15 protein-coding genes are annotated in these 15,862 nt (G+C 40.6%); 6 read left to right on the forward strand and 9 right to left on the reverse strand.

The genetic code is table 11. The annotated features are described in order from the left end of the window. Window positions 1-77: 77 nt before the first annotated feature. From lysA to ACSLUF_RS11895, 3 genes are all read left to right on the forward strand, one after another. The gene (lysA, locus tag ACSLUF_RS11885; RefSeq protein ID WP_435623004.1) at window positions 78-1,319 is read left to right on the forward strand and encodes a diaminopimelate decarboxylase; all 1,242 of its coding nucleotides are present in this window, start codon (window positions 78-80) and stop codon (window positions 1,317-1,319) included. 2 nt (window positions 1,320-1,321) lie between these two features. After that, window positions 1,322-1,735 carry a DUF3995 domain-containing protein gene (locus ACSLUF_RS11890; protein WP_435623005.1) on the forward strand — a complete coding sequence of 138 codons (414 nt, stop codon included), beginning with the start codon at window positions 1,322-1,324 and terminating at the stop codon, window positions 1,733-1,735. Window positions 1,736-1,843: 108 nt separating this feature from the next. Further along, the gene (locus ACSLUF_RS11895; RefSeq protein WP_435625837.1) at window positions 1,844-2,335 is read left to right on the forward strand and encodes a thioredoxin family protein; all 492 of its coding nucleotides are present in this window, start codon (window positions 1,844-1,846) and stop codon (window positions 2,333-2,335) included. Window positions 2,336-2,345: 10 nt separating this feature from the next. Here the strand turns inward: ACSLUF_RS11895 and guaB are convergent, their stop codons facing one another. Beyond that, window positions 2,346-3,818 (reverse strand): IMP dehydrogenase, encoded by a 1,473-nt coding sequence (guaB, locus tag ACSLUF_RS11900; RefSeq protein WP_435623006.1) that lies wholly within the window; start codon window positions 3,816-3,818, stop codon window positions 2,346-2,348. Window positions 3,819-3,966: 148 nt separating this feature from the next. Between guaB and ACSLUF_RS11905 the strand changes: the two genes are divergently transcribed. Further along, window positions 3,967-4,311, forward strand: a complete 345-nt coding sequence (locus tag ACSLUF_RS11905; RefSeq protein WP_435623007.1) for a DUF6686 family protein — start codon at window positions 3,967-3,969, stop codon at window positions 4,309-4,311. Between the two features lie 142 nt (window positions 4,312-4,453). Here the strand turns inward: ACSLUF_RS11905 and ACSLUF_RS11910 are convergent, their stop codons facing one another. The 8 genes from ACSLUF_RS11910 to ACSLUF_RS11945 all read right to left on the reverse strand — a co-directional run bounded on the left by ACSLUF_RS11910 (window position 4,454) and on the right by ACSLUF_RS11945 (window position 13,927). Further along, window positions 4,454-6,895: a TonB-dependent receptor domain-containing protein gene (locus tag ACSLUF_RS11910; protein WP_435623008.1), complete on the reverse strand. Its 2,442-nt coding sequence runs from the start codon at window positions 6,893-6,895 to the stop codon at window positions 4,454-4,456. Continuing rightward, window positions 6,873-8,237: an HTTM domain-containing protein gene (locus ACSLUF_RS11915; RefSeq protein ID WP_435623009.1), complete on the reverse strand. Its 1,365-nt coding sequence runs from the start codon at window positions 8,235-8,237 to the stop codon at window positions 6,873-6,875. The genes ACSLUF_RS11910 and ACSLUF_RS11915 overlap by 23 nt, the downstream gene beginning before the upstream one ends. Further along, complete coding sequence (locus ACSLUF_RS11920; protein WP_435623010.1) at window positions 8,237-9,391, reverse strand: imelysin family protein; 1,155 nt, start codon at window positions 9,389-9,391, stop codon at window positions 8,237-8,239. The genes ACSLUF_RS11915 and ACSLUF_RS11920 overlap by 1 nt, the downstream gene beginning before the upstream one ends. Window positions 9,392-9,495: 104 nt before the next feature. Then, entirely contained in the window at window positions 9,496-10,728 is a 1,233-nt protein-coding gene (locus ACSLUF_RS11925; RefSeq protein WP_435623011.1) for a DUF4856 domain-containing protein, read from the reverse strand. Window positions 10,729-10,863: 135 nt separating this feature from the next. Beyond that, window positions 10,864-11,727 carry a hydroxymethylglutaryl-CoA lyase gene (locus tag ACSLUF_RS11930; RefSeq protein ID WP_435623012.1) on the reverse strand — a complete coding sequence of 288 codons (864 nt, stop codon included), beginning with the start codon at window positions 11,725-11,727 and terminating at the stop codon, window positions 10,864-10,866. 20 nt (window positions 11,728-11,747) lie between these two features. Further along, window positions 11,748-12,404, reverse strand: coding sequence for a LysE family translocator (locus tag ACSLUF_RS11935; RefSeq protein ID WP_435623013.1), 657 nt, complete (start codon window positions 12,402-12,404; stop codon window positions 11,748-11,750). Further along, window positions 12,397-13,452 (reverse strand): quinone-dependent dihydroorotate dehydrogenase, encoded by a 1,056-nt coding sequence (locus ACSLUF_RS11940; protein ID WP_435623014.1) that lies wholly within the window; start codon window positions 13,450-13,452, stop codon window positions 12,397-12,399. The genes ACSLUF_RS11935 and ACSLUF_RS11940 overlap by 8 nt, the downstream gene beginning before the upstream one ends. A gap of 55 nt (window positions 13,453-13,507) precedes the next feature. Continuing rightward, the gene (locus ACSLUF_RS11945; RefSeq protein WP_435623015.1) at window positions 13,508-13,927 is read right to left on the reverse strand and encodes a hypothetical protein; all 420 of its coding nucleotides are present in this window, start codon (window positions 13,925-13,927) and stop codon (window positions 13,508-13,510) included. Window positions 13,928-14,023: 96 nt separating this feature from the next. Here ACSLUF_RS11945 and pepT point away from each other — a divergent pair, with 96 nt between their 5' ends. Together pepT and ACSLUF_RS11955 are read left to right on the forward strand one after the other, a co-directional pair. After that, on the forward strand, window positions 14,024-15,253 hold the full coding sequence (gene pepT / locus ACSLUF_RS11950) for a peptidase T (RefSeq protein WP_435623016.1): 1,230 nt from the start codon (window positions 14,024-14,026) through the stop codon (window positions 15,251-15,253). A 2-nt stretch (window positions 15,254-15,255) separates the two neighbouring features. After that, complete coding sequence (locus ACSLUF_RS11955; protein WP_435623017.1) at window positions 15,256-15,849, forward strand: YdeI/OmpD-associated family protein; 594 nt, start codon at window positions 15,256-15,258, stop codon at window positions 15,847-15,849. Window positions 15,850-15,862: the final 13 nt, after the last annotated feature.

The raw sequence follows: 15,862 nt of genomic DNA on the forward strand, positions 1-15,862 counted from the left end.
TATATTAATATTAATTTCAAAATACATTCTTGCGGAACTTGGCTTCTTCCGCTAGATTTGTCAAAAGTTTGATTTTTATGGATGCTAATACCTTACTTGATATAACCAAGGAATTTGATGCCCCACTTTATGTGTATGATGCCCACAAAATTGAATCGCAGTTCAAGCGATTGAGTAGCGCGTTCTCTGGTGTTGGAAAACTTCGATTGAACTACGCCGCAAAGGCCCTTTCCAATATTGCAGTGCTTCGTTTGATGAACAAGCTAGGTGCTGGTTTAGATACTGTCTCCATTCAGGAGGTAAAGTTGGGCTTAATGGCTGGGTTTCAACCTGAATCCATAATCTTCACTCCAAATGGCGTTTCCTTGGAAGAAATTGAGGAAGCCGCAGCTTTAGGAGTTCAAATAAATATTGATAACCTATCGATACTGGAACAATTCGGAAACAAATTTCCCAACATCCCCGTTTGTATCCGCATTAATCCACATGTAATGGCTGGCGGAAATTCAAACATTTCCGTAGGGCATATTGACTCTAAATTCGGAATTAGCATTCACCAAATACCGCATTTGTTGCGAATTGTGGAGCTCACAAAAATGAATATCAATGGTATCCATATGCATACCGGAAGTGACATATTGGACATCGATGTTTTTCTATATGCTTCGGAAATCTTGTTTGATACAGCCAAAAACTTTGAAAACTTAGAATTCATAGACTTCGGGAGTGGATTCAAAGTCCCATATAAGGCAGGAGATATTGAAACCAATATTGAGGAATTAGGCAAAAAGCTCACCACACGTTTTAACCAGTTCTGCGAAGAATACGGCAAAGAGCTTACCCTAGCTTTTGAACCGGGTAAATTTTTGGTAAGCGAAGCGGGATACTTTTTGGCCAAGGTCAATGTGGTAAAACAAACCACTTCTACGGTATTTGCAAGCGTCGATTCTGGTTTTAACCATTTAATTCGTCCAATGTTATACGGAGCTTCCCATGAAATCATTAATATTTCGAATCCAAAAGGTAGAGAACGCTACTATTCTGTGGTTGGGTACATTTGTGAAACCGATACCTTTGGTAGCAATCGGAGAATCAATGAAATCTCTGAAGGGGACATTCTTTGTTTTAAGAATGCTGGCGCTTATTGTTTTACCATGGCCAGCAACTACAATTCCCGATATCGCCCTGCCGAAGTACTTTGGTATAATGGAAAAGCACATTTAATTCGGAAGCGAGAGACTTTTGATGACATATTGCAGAACCAAGTGGACGTTCAGGAATTGTTTGAAACCCCTACTACCAAGGCTATTGCAAAATAGCTATGGACGTACTGGCATTATTTATAGCAATCACCTTTACCTTTCTAGCTCTACTGCACTTCTATTGGGCAATATTCGGCATCAAAAATCCGGAAGCTTTGGTTCCAGCAAAGGGTGCTAACCAAAAAGTTAAAACCCCTGGGAAACTTGCCGCAGCGTTTGTTGGGTTGATTTTATTGGGTTTTGCTTTTGTCTTTTTGAATAAGGTCATTCTTTACTTTGATTTTCCTTGGTTGCACCATGTTTCCATAGGTATTGGAGTTGTTTTTATAATACGAGCCTTAGGTGATTTCAAACATGTCGGCTTTTTTAAAACTTCTAAAAACAGCAGGTTTTCGGCACTGGATACACGCTACTATTCCCCTTTGTGTTTGCTTTTGGGTATTTTGATTCTGTTGCTGGAGCTATCCTTCTAAACACTATTTTGGCATAATTTTCGTTAGTTTTGATAGAGTCCATAGACTAAAACCCTCAAAACTGTGCTTATGCGTTCAAATTTTACAATTTTCACCCAAATCACCTTAATGCTGTTCCTGTTTACAGGATTCCAGGCAAGGTCCCAGTCCGTTCAATGGATAAGTTGGGAAGAAGCCGTAGAGCTTACCCAAAATGAAGCCAGTCCAAAAAAGATTTTCATTGACGTTTACACGGATTGGTGCGGATGGTGCAAGAAAATGGATAAGGATACTTTTCAAAATCCGGAAGTAGCATCTTATATGCAAGACAACTTTTACATGGTGAAGTTTGATGCAGAAGGAAAAGACCCTATCGAATTTCAAGGAAAAACCTTCAAATATGTTCCCTCTGGAAGAAGAGGATACCACGAATTGGCTGCAGCCCTGCTTCAAGGGCAAATGAGCTATCCCACCGTGGTGTTTTTAGATGAGAAGCTTAATATGCTATCTCCAGTTCCCGGCTATCAAAAAGCGAAACCTTTTTTAAAAATTGCTCGTTACTTCGGGGACAATATTTACAAAAATCAAGATTGGAAAGAGTACGATAAGTCAAGTAAGTAATACTTAAACCTTATCGACTGTAATTAGGACTTTCCTTCGTGATGGTTACATCATGCGGATGACTTTCGTTGATACCACTAAATGTGATTTTCACAAAACGTCCACCCTCTTTTAGAGTTTCAATATCCTTGGCCCCGCAATACCCCATTCCGGCACGAAGACCGCCAATAAATTGATGCATACTCTCGTACAAATCTCCTTTATAGGGAACACGGCCGACTATGCCTTCGGGTACCAATTTTTTGATATCATCCTCAACGTCCTGGAAATAACGGTCTTTACTACCTTCTTTCATGGCTTCCACAGAACCCATTCCACGATAGGATTTGAATTTTCTTCCTTCGTAAATAATCGTTTCACCTGGAGATTCTTTGGTTCCGGCAAGTAGGGAACCAAGCATTACGGTATCTGCTCCGGCAGCTATAGCTTTTGGAATATCACCCGTATATCGAATACCACCATCTGCAATAACCGGAACTCCAGTACCTTTAATTGCGGCAGCTACTTCCAAAACAGCAGAAAACTGAGGGAATCCGACTCCTGCCACTACTCGGGTAGTACAAATAGAACCTGGACCGATACCTACTTTAACCGCATCAGCGCCCGCCTCAACAAGATATTTCGCAGCTTCACCAGTGGCTATGTTGCCCACAATCACATCGAGTTCAGGAAACTTCTTTTTTACCGCTTTTAAAGCGCCCACCACGCCTTTGGAGTGTCCATGGGCCGTATCTATCACAATGGCATCCACACCAGCGTTTACCAATGCCTCCGCCCTATCCACTGAATCTGGAGTAACCCCTATTGCCGCAGCAACACGAAGTCTACCGTATTGGTCTTTATTGGCCGTGGGTTTTAGGGTAAGCTTTGTAATATCCCTAAAAGTTATTAAACCAACCAACTTATTAGCGTCGTTAACAACAGGAAGTTTCTCAATCTTGTTTTCTTGCAAAATCACTTCGGCCTCCGTCAAAGATGTCCCTTCGCCAACAGTAACCAAGTTTTTGGCCGTCATTACCTCGGAAATCGGTCTTTCGTCATTTTTCTCAAAACGCAAATCCCTATTTGTAACAATTCCCAACAACTTTTGCTGATCATCCACTATAGGTATACCTCCGATGCTGTGCTCTTTCATGCTAGCTTTAGCATCCTTAACAATAGAATTCAGTGGTAAGGTAACGGGGTCCATAATCATACCGCTTTCAGCACGTTTTACCTTGCGGACCTTGTTGGCCTGCTGCTCTATGGTCATGTTCTTATGGAGCACACCTATACCCCCTTCCCTTGCCATGGCAATAGCCATTTGGGATTCAGTAACCGTATCCATAGCCGCTGAGACGATGGGCACATTGATATTAATGTTTCGGGTAAACTTGGTTTGAATACTTACTTCTCTGGGAAGTACTTCGGAGTAACCTGGCACTAGGAGGACATCGTCGTATGTCAATCCTTCACCAACAATTTTTGAAAGATGGGCTTCCATTGCAATTACGGATTAATTGCGTGCAAATATACCATATTTATTGTGAAGTCTAACCTATATCCCAAACTAGTGGGTTCTACTTAAAATTAACTTATATTTATTTAGACTTGTTTTAAATAATATTATTTTTGATTCATAAACTGACACTATGTGTACTTCGCTTAGATTTCTGAATCAAACAAAAAATGGACGTTTTACCTTTTGTAACCACTCCAAGCTTTTTCAAATTACTTTCAATAATTTGTGTTTTGAGTTTTATGAATGGGAGCTCGAGAACTTTAAGACCTATCTGTCTGCACTTACGGAATCCGAATGGGACAATGCAGATACCTTTGATTCGGGAAAAATACCGATTTCGGTGGGCAATAAATATTTTATTATACTTGTGTCTGAGGAAGAACTTTTTGAACTCCGTACTTTGCTGAATTCAGAAGATAAAATGATTCCCATCCTTCGAGCAAAGGACATTGAGTACAGATATATAGAAAACTAACTTCCTAAGTGTTCTCAGGAGTTAGTAGGTTTGAAAGCGGCAACAGGATTCTGCCGCTTTCTTTTTTCCAATTAATATCTGAAAGATATACCAGCAATAACTTATCTGGGATACATGCACTACACGAAAATAGGAGCTGCCATTATAATTTCACTTGTAATGTAGTATAGAAAGTTCTGGGCTCCGCAGGAATGATTCCAGGTCCTGGATATCCGGTCGCCCTTCTTGTGAAATACGAATTATCCAAAACATTATTTATCCCAGCTTCCAGACGGAACTTTTTATAGGTATACGAAAGGGAAATATCAATAATATCATAAGAAGGGATGCTTCCAATAATTCCCGCATTTCTTGCATCTTCAAACAAGGGCGGAGAATTAGTGGCATCCGTAAATTGCTCATCAATAAAAGTGTACTGCACACTCCCCAATAAATTGCCATACCCAAAATTCAATCCGCTTTTTAAGTTGATGTTGGGTATAAACTCCACCTTATTTCCCTCTACATTATTTTGGTCTGATTCAGTGTACTCAGAATCTGTTACGGCAAGATTGGCGAACACATTTAATTTCAACTTTTCAAGACCTGGTGCCCAGAGCTCTTTCAAGTTTAAATCACCAAACCCTTCAAAACCATAAATAAAGGCCGTACCAATATTTCCTCTTAGGGTACCAACTCCATCTTCCGGGTCTACCGTCTCTCCTATTCGATTATCATAAAGTAGCGCAAAAACGCTGGCATCATAGGACAACAGATTATCAAGTCGTCCTCTTATTCCAAGGTCCGCCGTGAAGCCGGTTTCATCGGTAATGTCCTCATCAATCCGTTGCGAATCATTGGTGATTCTAATGTCGTTGAAGGTCACGGAACGATAGTTTTGCGAAAAGTTGGCATAGATTTCAAAACCAGGGTTAGGTTTATAAGATATCCCAACTCCCAATATCACAAAACCCCTTTCAAAATTTCGACTCTCTGGAATCTCCTCATTGGAAAGTGGATTGCCCGCTAAATCCAAAACGATTTCCCTAAAACTTCCTGAACTTTCTGTTTTGATATACTCAAACCGGAAACCAGGTGTTATGGAAAAGGTCTTGGATAAATTGAAGATGTTTTCTCCGAACAGTGCCAGATTGAGATTAGGAAAGGTAAACTGGGCCTGGTTCAAAAAATTGGGAAATTCATCATCCCGAAGTACAAAGTCAGCATTACCTTCTGCACTTCCCGGTCCCTGAAGCTGGTTGTTATCACTTTGATAGTACTTTGAGCCTAGTAATAGAACTGCATCCTGATCTTTTATTTGATAGCGAGTCAATAAACGGGCTTCGGTTCCCCAATTCTGAAAATTGTCAATCAAGAGTTCTCTTGGCTCCGTTGGGTCGTCTACCAAATCCACCCTATTGGTCCGCAAGCCTATTGCGCTCCGCGAAGCATCCAGTGTGAATAGGTTTAAACTAAAGTCCGTTTTACTTGAAAAACGATGGTCCAAACGCAGTGAGAACAGTTTCCAATCCACATCAAACCAGTTGCGAGGGCGGTTGCTGAAGGTTGGGTCCGCGTTAAACTGCAAATCGGTTAAACCACCCGGTTGTTGGGCCAAATAATTAAACAATGTCGCTTCAAAGGTCAGTTTAGTTTTTTCTGTCAACTGGTAACCAAAATGTCCAAAGTAATTGCGACTATCAAAACTTGAGTTGGGTCTAAAACCATTTCCCTCCTTATAGTTGAAATAGGTATAATAGCTAAATTTCCCTATTGTACCACTTAAACTATTGAAACTGGTTCTTAAATCGAAGGAGCCCAAGGTCTGCCGAGATACCCACTCTATTTTTTTGTTGGGATTGGGTTTTTTAAACTTGAAGTTGATAAGACCTCCAAATTGCGGCCCATATTGTAGGGAAGCAGCACCGCGAACTACCTGAATCTCCTGAAGGGCCTCGGCAGGCGGGGTGTAATAACTTTCCGGATATCCCAGGGCATCTGCACTAATATCATACCCATTTTGACGCACATTGAAATTGGCCGTACGATTCGGGTCCAATCCCCTACCCCCAACATTCAACTGTAATCCAGCATCTCCGTTTTCATAAATATTAAGACCTACCACCTGACTGTAAATCTGCCTGGGGTTATTGGCAGCCAAGTTTCCGGTGATATTATCTAAGAGAACCACTTCGCTTTTCTTACCTGCATAAATTGCGGTTCCTTCGACTTTTTTAAGCTGTTGTAGCCCAAATATTTTTTCACGCTCTTGGGTCAAGACCACTTCGGACAATTGTTCTCCAAGAGGTTCAAGGGATACGCTAAGTTCTTGATTCGATTCCAGTGCAACTGTTTGTTCAAAGGTTCTATATCCAAAAACGAAAACGATAAGTCGGTACGTTCCAGCGGATACATCTTCAAAGTAAAACCGGCCTGAAGTAGAGGTTTTGGTCAAGACTTCCAGCTCGACCAAATACACTTCCGCATTGGATACTGGATTGCCAGCGTCGTCAGCAACCACTCCTGACAGGGTGAATTGAGCCTGAGCAAACAGGGTGAAAAAGAATACAACAAATAAACTTCTAAAGGCCTTTAATTTCATCATTGAAAGGTAATATCCACGACTTGTGTTCAAAAGAATCGCGTACTTGTGTCAAATCTACTTTTGGGTCAATATAGGGTTGGCTCAATCTGCCATTGAGGGCCACATAACTTTCCACATAAATGGCTAGGTTCTTGTGTCCATCTTTTTCAAAGTGTTCCTTTAGGAAATGGGCATATTCGATAATAAAATCAGGCTGAAAAGACATTTGCTTTTCTTGAAATGGTGTAAGAAAGTCATCGTTGTTTACGTAAAACCATTTACCACTTGATTTGTCCTCAATTTTGAACTGCGCATACCCTGATTTCTCCATAAGCATCACCCTCCAGGAAAACCGGTATCCCTCCTCGGTCCAAAACAACTCATCAGGATATAAAACATATCGCCAAGGAAATAGGAGCTGAATGCTAAAAAAGAGAGTAAGTATTCCTAAAACGAAAGGTCGAATGGACATTTTACTTTGTAAAGTCCTCCCGTTGTCAAAATACGATTTGGCTATTTTAAATCTTTTGGATAGCCATTGCAATAGGGTATTATGCAATTTGGCATCAAAAAAAATGAGGGCCGAAACAATCATGATATAGGGAAACATCCCAATGGGAAATAATACCCGTGTTAACACATGGAATACCACTACAAGAAAAAAGGCGAGATAGCGGGTTCTGGAATACAGCAGCAAAAACGGAATGGTTAAATCGTAAATGGCTCCAGCCCAACTAAAGCCGTAGTGTAACCACTCTTGACTCATTAAATGGCCAATCAAGGGAACATCAAACTTTGAAGGTAGCCATATTTTTAAGGGCATAGCATCAACAAGCCAATCTGAATTCAATTTGGCCAGTCCCGCATAAAAGTATACGATGCCCAGCATCAATTTAATGCTATCTACACTCCATTTTGGGATATATTGATACGCTTTTTCCGAATTTCTATAGGCATCCATCGAGTAGTAGGCAGAAGCTGGTAGAAAAATCATCAGAAAGGAAAGCAGACTAATAAAATAGTAGTGGTTGAGATAGGTGGTCTTATCCATCAACTCGATATAGGTGAAGGACAAGAAAAATAGAATAATGGACAGTCGATATCGGTATCCCAATGCAACCGCTAAGGCCGAGAGTCCACAAAGGACAAAAATACCATAAGTGGCCAGTCCGATGGGCTTGACCCATTCAAAACCATAATAGGAAAAATGGAATTGCGGTTGGAGGTATAGTTTCTCAATCCAGCCGTAGGACCAGAAACGGATAATGCTTGCCAGCATCATCAAACCAAAAAAAATACGAAAGACCGCCAAAGGGGCGGCCTCTACATTTGAATTAAAATATTTGGTAAGATTACTTCGCATTAATCACCGTCAGCATCCACAAAATCGATGCTTATACTCATGGCGGATACCATATCCACTTTTAACAGAGGTACCGCTCTTTGGACCTCATCATAGGCCAAAAGCATATCGACGGGAGGATTATTGTTCTCAATTTCATTTCTGAAAGTATCCAGACTGGTTACCATATCCCTTGCAAGGTCGAATTGGTCATTAATGATTCCATCTAGTGCTACCCCATCTTTTATTGTGTTCAGAAATCTTAAATAAGACGCCAAACTTTCACCTGTTGTGCTGGAATCAAAATGTTTTCCATTAAAAAAATCCTGAACAGTGGATAATCCCGTTAAGAAAAGGGTTCTGCTTATATCTGCCTTATAGAAGGCTTCAATAGTGTTTGGCGCTGGAGTTCCAGTGAAAACACCTAATGGAATCCCCATTTTTCCCGCTCGAAGGAACTTTTCGTAATAGAAAATAAAATCATTGACAAACCTATCCGTAGAAGCAGTTGCCGATGATCCATCATTGCTCACAAAAGCATTTCTAAAAGAACCTTGCCATTCCTGTAATACCCCATCGGTCAAACCAATCATATCATTGAGTACATCATCAATATACGCCAACCTATTGGCAGCATCTGAATCGGTATCAAAACGTGCCACCAAAGCGGTATCATCGGTTTCCAAGCCATTCAATAGATAATCCAAAGCGGGAAAACCCTTCACATCGCGATTACTAGGTAGGGACAAATCGTAAGAACCCGATGCCACAAATGATTCCAACAGGTCTGTATCCGTAGGATAGGTGTTCATATTAAGCCGAAACCCTACAGTTTCCGCAGGACCAATCTCGAACAATGAAACTTGTTGCCAAGCGATGTAGGTGTCCAACCAGGCTTGACGAAAGGCGACAAGATTATCAACCGTTCTGTCTGCAGAAAAGGTTTCAAAAGCACCATTAAGTTCCGTGAGTTCAGAAGAAAAAGCAGTATAAGCAGGTATAATAATATTATCCGCCCAGTTGGTCAGCATTACCCCTCTATCAAAAGTTGCTGGAGCCACATCATCATCTGAGCCACCGATACCATCATCTGGTAAAGGTCCATCCGAGCTATCCGAAGAACAGGCCCAAAGGACCAACAGAAATGTAAAAACCCAGTACCAACTTTTCTTCATTGCAATTATTTTTATTAATTCTAATTAAAAGGAGCTCAAAGATAGAAAAAGAGGTGAAACCCCAACTAAGATTCCACCTCTTTTTCGATTAAAAATGTTATATTTTACAGACTTCCTGCTTGCTCCACAGTAAAATCAAATCTTTCTGCGATATCTTCTGAAATGGAATCCAAGGTTTCTGGGGTTACATCCCATAGGCCGTTAGGACCATCGTCAAGCAAATCGGCCAAAAAGGCATCCACTTCGGCTTTGGTGAAATAGGGTTCAGATGAGTTGGGTCTTCTTGTAAACTGAAGGCTATAAATAAATCCATACCCCTCGGAAAAATCATGGAAAGAGGGTCCAAAATCTTGAGAACCTCCTGATGGCAAAGCATTTTTACCTTGTTGTAGGTAATACACCGCTCGAATACCTACCACCTCAGAAATAAGTTCACGCAGAATTTCGGCTTGCTCATCACGTACTGTATAATCCTTGGCTACAATAGCCGCCCTACCCAATTTCAAAGCTTGAAAAATGGCATCTGTTATACCGGCAAAATCAGTGTCACCTTCAACTCTACCTATATATTTGTTTAAAAAGCTATCATCTAACCCGATGGTCGGTCTAGGGTCCTCCAAATCTGCCGCAGTCCCGAAGGCATATCCATATGCTTCATCCCAATCGTGTTCCATAGCCGTGTAGTTGTTACTTCCATCCAGAACATCATTGTCATTATCATCTCTCTGTGTTCCTGCATCTATGAAGTTAGCACTGATGTAATTGTTCACAATCTGATCAACCATTAAAGCCCCTATCAACGATTTGTTGAATACTTGGTTCATTTCCAATCCTTGACCTGTAATATATCGTGTAGAAGAGCCATCCGCAATTTGTCCCGCGGTACCTGGCGTTGCGAGTACATTAAAATTTGGAAATACCTCTGCAACCTGGGTTTCTATCCAACTTTCAAAATCAACACGAATCAAAGCTTGGTCCGTGGCATTCCCAGAAAAGAAATCGAATGAAGCGGCGGTTTTCCCACGGACATTCTTGTCGGATGCATTTAAATCAGCGTCAGAAAAGTCATTGGCACCTTCTTGATGAGCAAACATGGCTTTCAAGCCCTCTTCTGTAGAAGTGTTATCCAGCATTGCTGCTATAATCTCTTCTGCCATTAAAATACGGGTAGTTTGACCGCTGAAATTTACTGAGCTTTGCCCGCTTCTTTCAAAAACATACGTCTCTGGGTTATCAATTCCCGTAAGTATGCCATCATCATTCACGTCATCATCATTGGAACAGGATGCAAAAATTAAAGCAACAAAAGTTATTGAAAGGAAATTTCTGGAAAGCATGCTCTTTTATTTAGATTAAATATGCGTTAGGAGGCGCTAAAGTAGAATGCTTCCTGCTCCAAAACAAGTATTATTTGGAATAAGTTTAAATAAACTTAATATTTAACAATTAGGTAAAGTATAGATTCCAGTGAGTCAATGATATACGGAAAACAGTTCCGTTGCCTTATTATAAGCGGCTTCAAAAACCATGGCGTTTACTCCGGAATCCGCTTTTTGTGAGGTGAAATAGGATAGCATTTTCTCCGTGGGCATGTTCCCAGTAAGTTCGTCCTTGGCCATGGGACAGCCGCCAAAACCTTGAACCGCGCCATCAAATCTTCTGCAACCTGCCTTGTAGGCAGCATCCACTTTTTCGTGCCATTTGGTTGGAGTTGTATGCAGATGGGCCCCAAATTCAATATCGGGATATTTTGGTATCAAATTGGAGTACAAATAATCAATTACTTCTGGAGTAGAACTCCCGATAGTATCGGACAAAGAAAGTGTCCTCACCCCCATTTCGGCCAGTTTTTCAGTCCACTCCCCAACAATCTCAACATTCCAAGGGTCACCGTACGGATTGCCAAACCCCATGGATATGTAAGTGACTACTTCTTTATTTGAGTTATTGGCAATATCCAAAATACCTTTCAAAGTCTCGACGGATTGTGCTATGGTTTTATGTGTATTTCGCATCTGAAAGTTTTCCGAAATGGAAAAAGGATAGCCTAAATAATCTATGGGTGCATGTTGCGAAGCATCCGTAGCACCTCTAATATTGGCCACGATAGCTAGAAGCTTGCTTTTGGTTTTTGATAAATCCAGTGCATGTAAAACTTCCGCTGTATCCACCATTTGTGGAATGGCCTTGGGGGATACAAAACTTCCGAAGTCAATAGTATCAAATCCACAGCCCAAAAGCGATTGAATGTATTTCACCTTCTCCTGTGTTGGGATATAGGTCTTGATGCCTTGCATGGCATCCCGTGGACATTCTATCAGCTTTACTTTTGGCATATTAATCTATAAAAATACCACTATTTATCCGATAGCAGGAGATAGACCGCAATACCCACAAAGACAATTATCTGGGTCCATTTGAGTACCTTTCCCGTCCCTAAATTCTGTGCAACAAATTTGGAAATACTTCCTGAAAGTAAGGCGATACTACCAAAAATTAGGATGGTAACTGCAATGAAAAGGAAGCCCAAAACATAAAACTGAATAACCGTATTCAGCTCGGTACTGAACAAAAAACCTGGAAAGAAGGCCAAAAAGAAAATGGTGACCTTGGGATTCAGTACGTTCATAGTGAAACCGGTCCAAAAGAGATTTCCATTCGCCCGTTTCGCAGTATGGGTCGCAGAAATTTGGATTTGGCTTTTACTGCGAAATACCTTGAACGCCAGATAGAGCAGGTAAGCGACACCAAAAAGTTTTATGAGCCAAAATAACGTATCACTTCTTTTTATGATTTCAGAAACTCCAAAAGCCAATAGGGTGGTGTGGACCAAACAGCCCGAGGCCAATCCAAGTACAACAGCAAACCCTGATTTTACACCATGGGCCAAGCTTTGTGTCAGCACAAATATGTTATCCGGACCTGGTGAAATTCCCAAGACCGCAGTAGCCAATATAAATCCTGTAAGAATCGGATAGTTAAACTTTAGTGCAATGAAACAGGCCTCAAGCATGGGCCTTTTTTCTAGCTTTTTCCAAAATGGCCTGATTGATACGTTTGACCAAACCTGGACCTTCATATACGAATCCGGTATACAGCTGAACCAAATCCGCTCCGGCATCCATTTTTTCCAGGGCATCTTCGGGAGAGTGTATACCCCCTACCCCTATAATTGGAAAAGATTTATTGCTGTTTTCAGCCAAAAAACGAATGACATCCGTGCTCCGTTTTGCTAGTGGTTTTCCACTCAAACCACCCTTTTCTTCTGTGAGAATCAAAAGGGATTTTAAATTTTTTCGAGAAATGGTGGTATTCGTGGCAATTACACCATCAATGCCTGTAGTGGTAACAATTTCAATAATATCCAACAACTGATTGTCAGTCAAGTCTGGTGCAATTTTGAGTAGAATTGGCTTCTGTTTTGCAGCACGTTGCCTGGCCATCTTGTCATTTTGCCGTTTTAACTTGTTCAACATATAGGTAAGCGGTCCTCTATCCTGTAGCTCCCTCAAACCCGGAGTATTTGGCGAACTGACATTTACCACAAAATAATCCACGTGCTCAAAGAGTGCTTCGTGACATATCAGATAGTCACGCACAGCATCCTCGTTGGAAGTCGTTTTGTTTTTCCCAATGTTACCACCAACCAAAACGCGATGTTTTTTCTTTAACTGGTCTACCGCTTCAAAGACGCCCTTGTTGTTGAATCCCATTCTGTTGATAATAGCTTGGTCTTCAATTAATCTAAAAAGTCGCTTTTTGGGATTTCCTGGTTGCGGTTTTGGGGTTAACGTCCCTATTTCTACAAAGCCAAAACCATAATCAGAAAATTCATTGTACAATTTGGCATCCTTATCAAAGCCAGCAGCCAATCCGACAGGGTTCTTAAATTTCAAACCAAAAACTTCCCGCTCCAAATCAGCATCCTCTATCACAAACTTTTTACGCATGATACCTCCTATTCCCAATTTGGAAAGCAGTTTTATCATTGCAAAGGAAAAATGATGAGCACGTTCCGCATCCAACAAAAAGAGAAGAGGACGAATAAGGAGCTTGTACATGCAGAAAAATTTTATGCAAAAATAGAAACTCTGTAGACCCTACGGAGAGAAACTTTTATTTTTCGTTAAAAGAATTATCAACGCGCATAGGACTCAGCGAAATCATACCACAAAGTTCAACATATAGGTCATATTGTTTTTGATTGAAAGTGCCCAATAATCGTCTATCTATCAATCTGATATTGCTTCTCATACTGTCTAGAATTTGGCGATACTCATAGGACATTTCCATCAAAGCACTTGGTGGGCTTTCTTGATGTTTCTTCAGGAGCAATTTAGCCTTATCCTTTAGGTACATATTTCTAACTTTGAGCTCAGCACTCCAGTTCTTAAGATTCTCTTTTTGTTCCTCATTCAGCTGAAAAACCTCAATAATGGTCTCATCATCTTTACCTCCAACTCCCAAAGTACAGTCCATCTGGGCGGAAGAAAAAATAAAAGAGAACAAAAAAATGAATAGTAGTGTTTTTTTCAAATAACTGTCCTTTAGTTATCAGAAAGATAGGTGGTACCCAAATAGATTGATCAAAATCACGGCTGAATAAGCATTATTTTTGTTGAAAAGCAATAAATGGAGCAATTATTACCTCGATTTTTGGAATATGTGGCCATAGATACCCAAAGCGATCCTTATTCAAAAACCACCCCGAGCACGGAAAAACAGCTAAACCTGGCCAAAAAATTAGTGACTGAATTACATTCCATTGGTATGGAAGAAGTTTCCATCGATGCGAATGGTTATATCATGGCAACCTTACCCAGTAATATTGAAAAAAAGGTTCCTACGATTGGTTTTATCGCACATATGGACACCACTCCTGATTTTACCGGGAAAAATGTGTCCCCACAGATTGTAAAAGATTATGACGGTGGAGATATTGTCCTTAACAAAGGACTAGATATCGTATTATCGCCGGACTATTTTCCAGAGTTAGAACAATATAAAGGTCAAACCCTTATCACTACTGATGGAACCACACTATTAGGAGCGGATGATAAAGCGGGTGTTGCAGAAATTGTAACGGCCATGGAGTATTTGAGGGAGCATCCCGAAATAAAACATGGTAAAATCAGAATCGCATTCACTCCTGACGAAGAAATTGGAAGGGGCGCGCATAAATTTGATGTGAAGAAATTCGGTGCTGAATGGGCCTATACTATAGATGGCAGTCAGATTGGTGAATTGGAATATGAGAATTTCAACGCCGCAGGTGTAATTATCAAAATAAAGGGTAAAAGTGTACATCCCGGATACGCCAAGAATAAAATGGTCAATGCCATACAGATTGCACAAGAATTTTTAAGCCTTCTTCCATCCCATGAAGTACCAGAACATACAGAAGGGCGTGAAGGCTTCTTTCATGTGTATAAAATCAAAGGGGAAATAGAGGAAGCGCAAATTGATCTTATCGTTCGGGATCATGATTCCCAACATTTTGAAGCAAGAAAACAATTACTGGAAGATATTGCTGCAAAGCTAAACCAAAGGTTAGGGGATTACATTGAACTATCTATTGAAAATCAGTATTTTAATATGCGAGAAAAAGTGGAACCTGTATTCCATATTGTGGAAATTGCGGAAGAAGCCATGAAATCTTTGGATATTGAGCCCATCATAAAACCCATCAGAGGGGGAACTGATGGCTCGCAACTTAGTTTTATGGGTTTACCCTGCCCCAATATATTTGCAGGCGGGCACAATTTTCATGGAAAATATGAATATGTTCCCTTGGAAAGTATGCAAAAAGCAGTCCAGGTCATTGTAAAAATATGCGAGCTAACTGCCATTCAAATCAAATAATTATGACACCATCCGAAAAAATAGAAGCCTATTACGAAAAAGAACATCCTTTTAAGGAGGGCATTGCGATTCTACGAAGTTTGGCCCGGCAAACTGAGGCAGCGGAGAGCTACAAATGGAATTTCCCAGTATACACTATCGAGAATAAAAACGTTTTGGGCATCTGTAAATTCAAGAATCATTTTGGAGTTTGGTTTTTCAATGGTTCGTTGTTAAAGGACCCTAAAAAAGTTCTGCAAAATGCCCAGGAAGGGAAAACCAAAGGAATGCGGCATTGGAAATTCAGTAGCCTTTCGGAAATTGACCGGGAAGGTGTTCTGAGTTATATGAAAGAGGCCTTGGAAAATCAGAAAAATGGTTTGGTAATAAAACCAGAAAAGAAAAAGACCGAAATCGACATCCCAGAGTTGCTTCAAAACAGTTTGAATGCCAAACCATCGTTGAGAAAAGCCTATCTGGAATTTTCCAACTACAAGCAAAAAGAATTCTGTGAATACATCGGGGAGGCGAAACAGGAGGCTACCAAACAGAAACGTCTGGAAAAAGTATTGCCGATGATTGAACAGGGAATAGGTTTAAACGACAAATACCGCTAGTCGCGGTGTCCTA

It is taken from the genome of Flagellimonas sp., assembly GCF_965601775.1.
Taxonomy (GTDB): Bacteria; Bacteroidota; Bacteroidia; order Flavobacteriales; family Flavobacteriaceae; genus Flagellimonas.

Excerpts from the sequence above, each read along its gene's own strand:
- ACSLUF_RS11925 (WP_435623011.1), bottom strand. The coding sequence starts at position 10,728 with ATGCTTTCCAGAAATTTCCTTTCAATAACTTTTGTTGCTTTAATTTTT.
- pepT (WP_435623016.1), top strand. The coding sequence starts at position 14,024 with ATGGAGCAATTATTACCTCGATTTTTGGAATATGTGGCCATAGATACC.
- ACSLUF_RS11955 (WP_435623017.1), top strand. The coding sequence starts at position 15,256 with ATGACACCATCCGAAAAAATAGAAGCCTATTACGAAAAAGAACATCCT.
- ACSLUF_RS11920 (WP_435623010.1), bottom strand. The coding sequence starts at position 9,391 with ATGAAGAAAAGTTGGTACTGGGTTTTTACATTTCTGTTGGTCCTTTGG.
- ACSLUF_RS11910 (WP_435623008.1), bottom strand. The coding sequence starts at position 6,895 with ATGATGAAATTAAAGGCCTTTAGAAGTTTATTTGTTGTATTCTTTTTC.
- ACSLUF_RS11915 (WP_435623009.1), bottom strand. The coding sequence starts at position 8,237 with ATGCGAAGTAATCTTACCAAATATTTTAATTCAAATGTAGAGGCCGCC.
- ACSLUF_RS11905 (WP_435623007.1), top strand. The coding sequence starts at position 3,967 with ATGTGTACTTCGCTTAGATTTCTGAATCAAACAAAAAATGGACGTTTT.
- ACSLUF_RS11935 (WP_435623013.1), bottom strand. The coding sequence starts at position 12,404 with ATGCTTGAGGCCTGTTTCATTGCACTAAAGTTTAACTATCCGATTCTT.
- ACSLUF_RS11930 (WP_435623012.1), bottom strand. The coding sequence starts at position 11,727 with ATGCCAAAAGTAAAGCTGATAGAATGTCCACGGGATGCCATGCAAGGC.
- ACSLUF_RS11890 (WP_435623005.1), top strand. The coding sequence starts at position 1,322 with ATGGACGTACTGGCATTATTTATAGCAATCACCTTTACCTTTCTAGCT.
- lysA (WP_435623004.1), top strand. The coding sequence starts at position 78 with ATGGATGCTAATACCTTACTTGATATAACCAAGGAATTTGATGCCCCA.
- ACSLUF_RS11895 (WP_435625837.1), top strand. The coding sequence starts at position 1,844 with ATGCTGTTCCTGTTTACAGGATTCCAGGCAAGGTCCCAGTCCGTTCAA.
- ACSLUF_RS11940 (WP_435623014.1), bottom strand. The coding sequence starts at position 13,452 with ATGTACAAGCTCCTTATTCGTCCTCTTCTCTTTTTGTTGGATGCGGAA.
- guaB (WP_435623006.1), bottom strand. The coding sequence starts at position 3,818 with ATGGAAGCCCATCTTTCAAAAATTGTTGGTGAAGGATTGACATACGAC.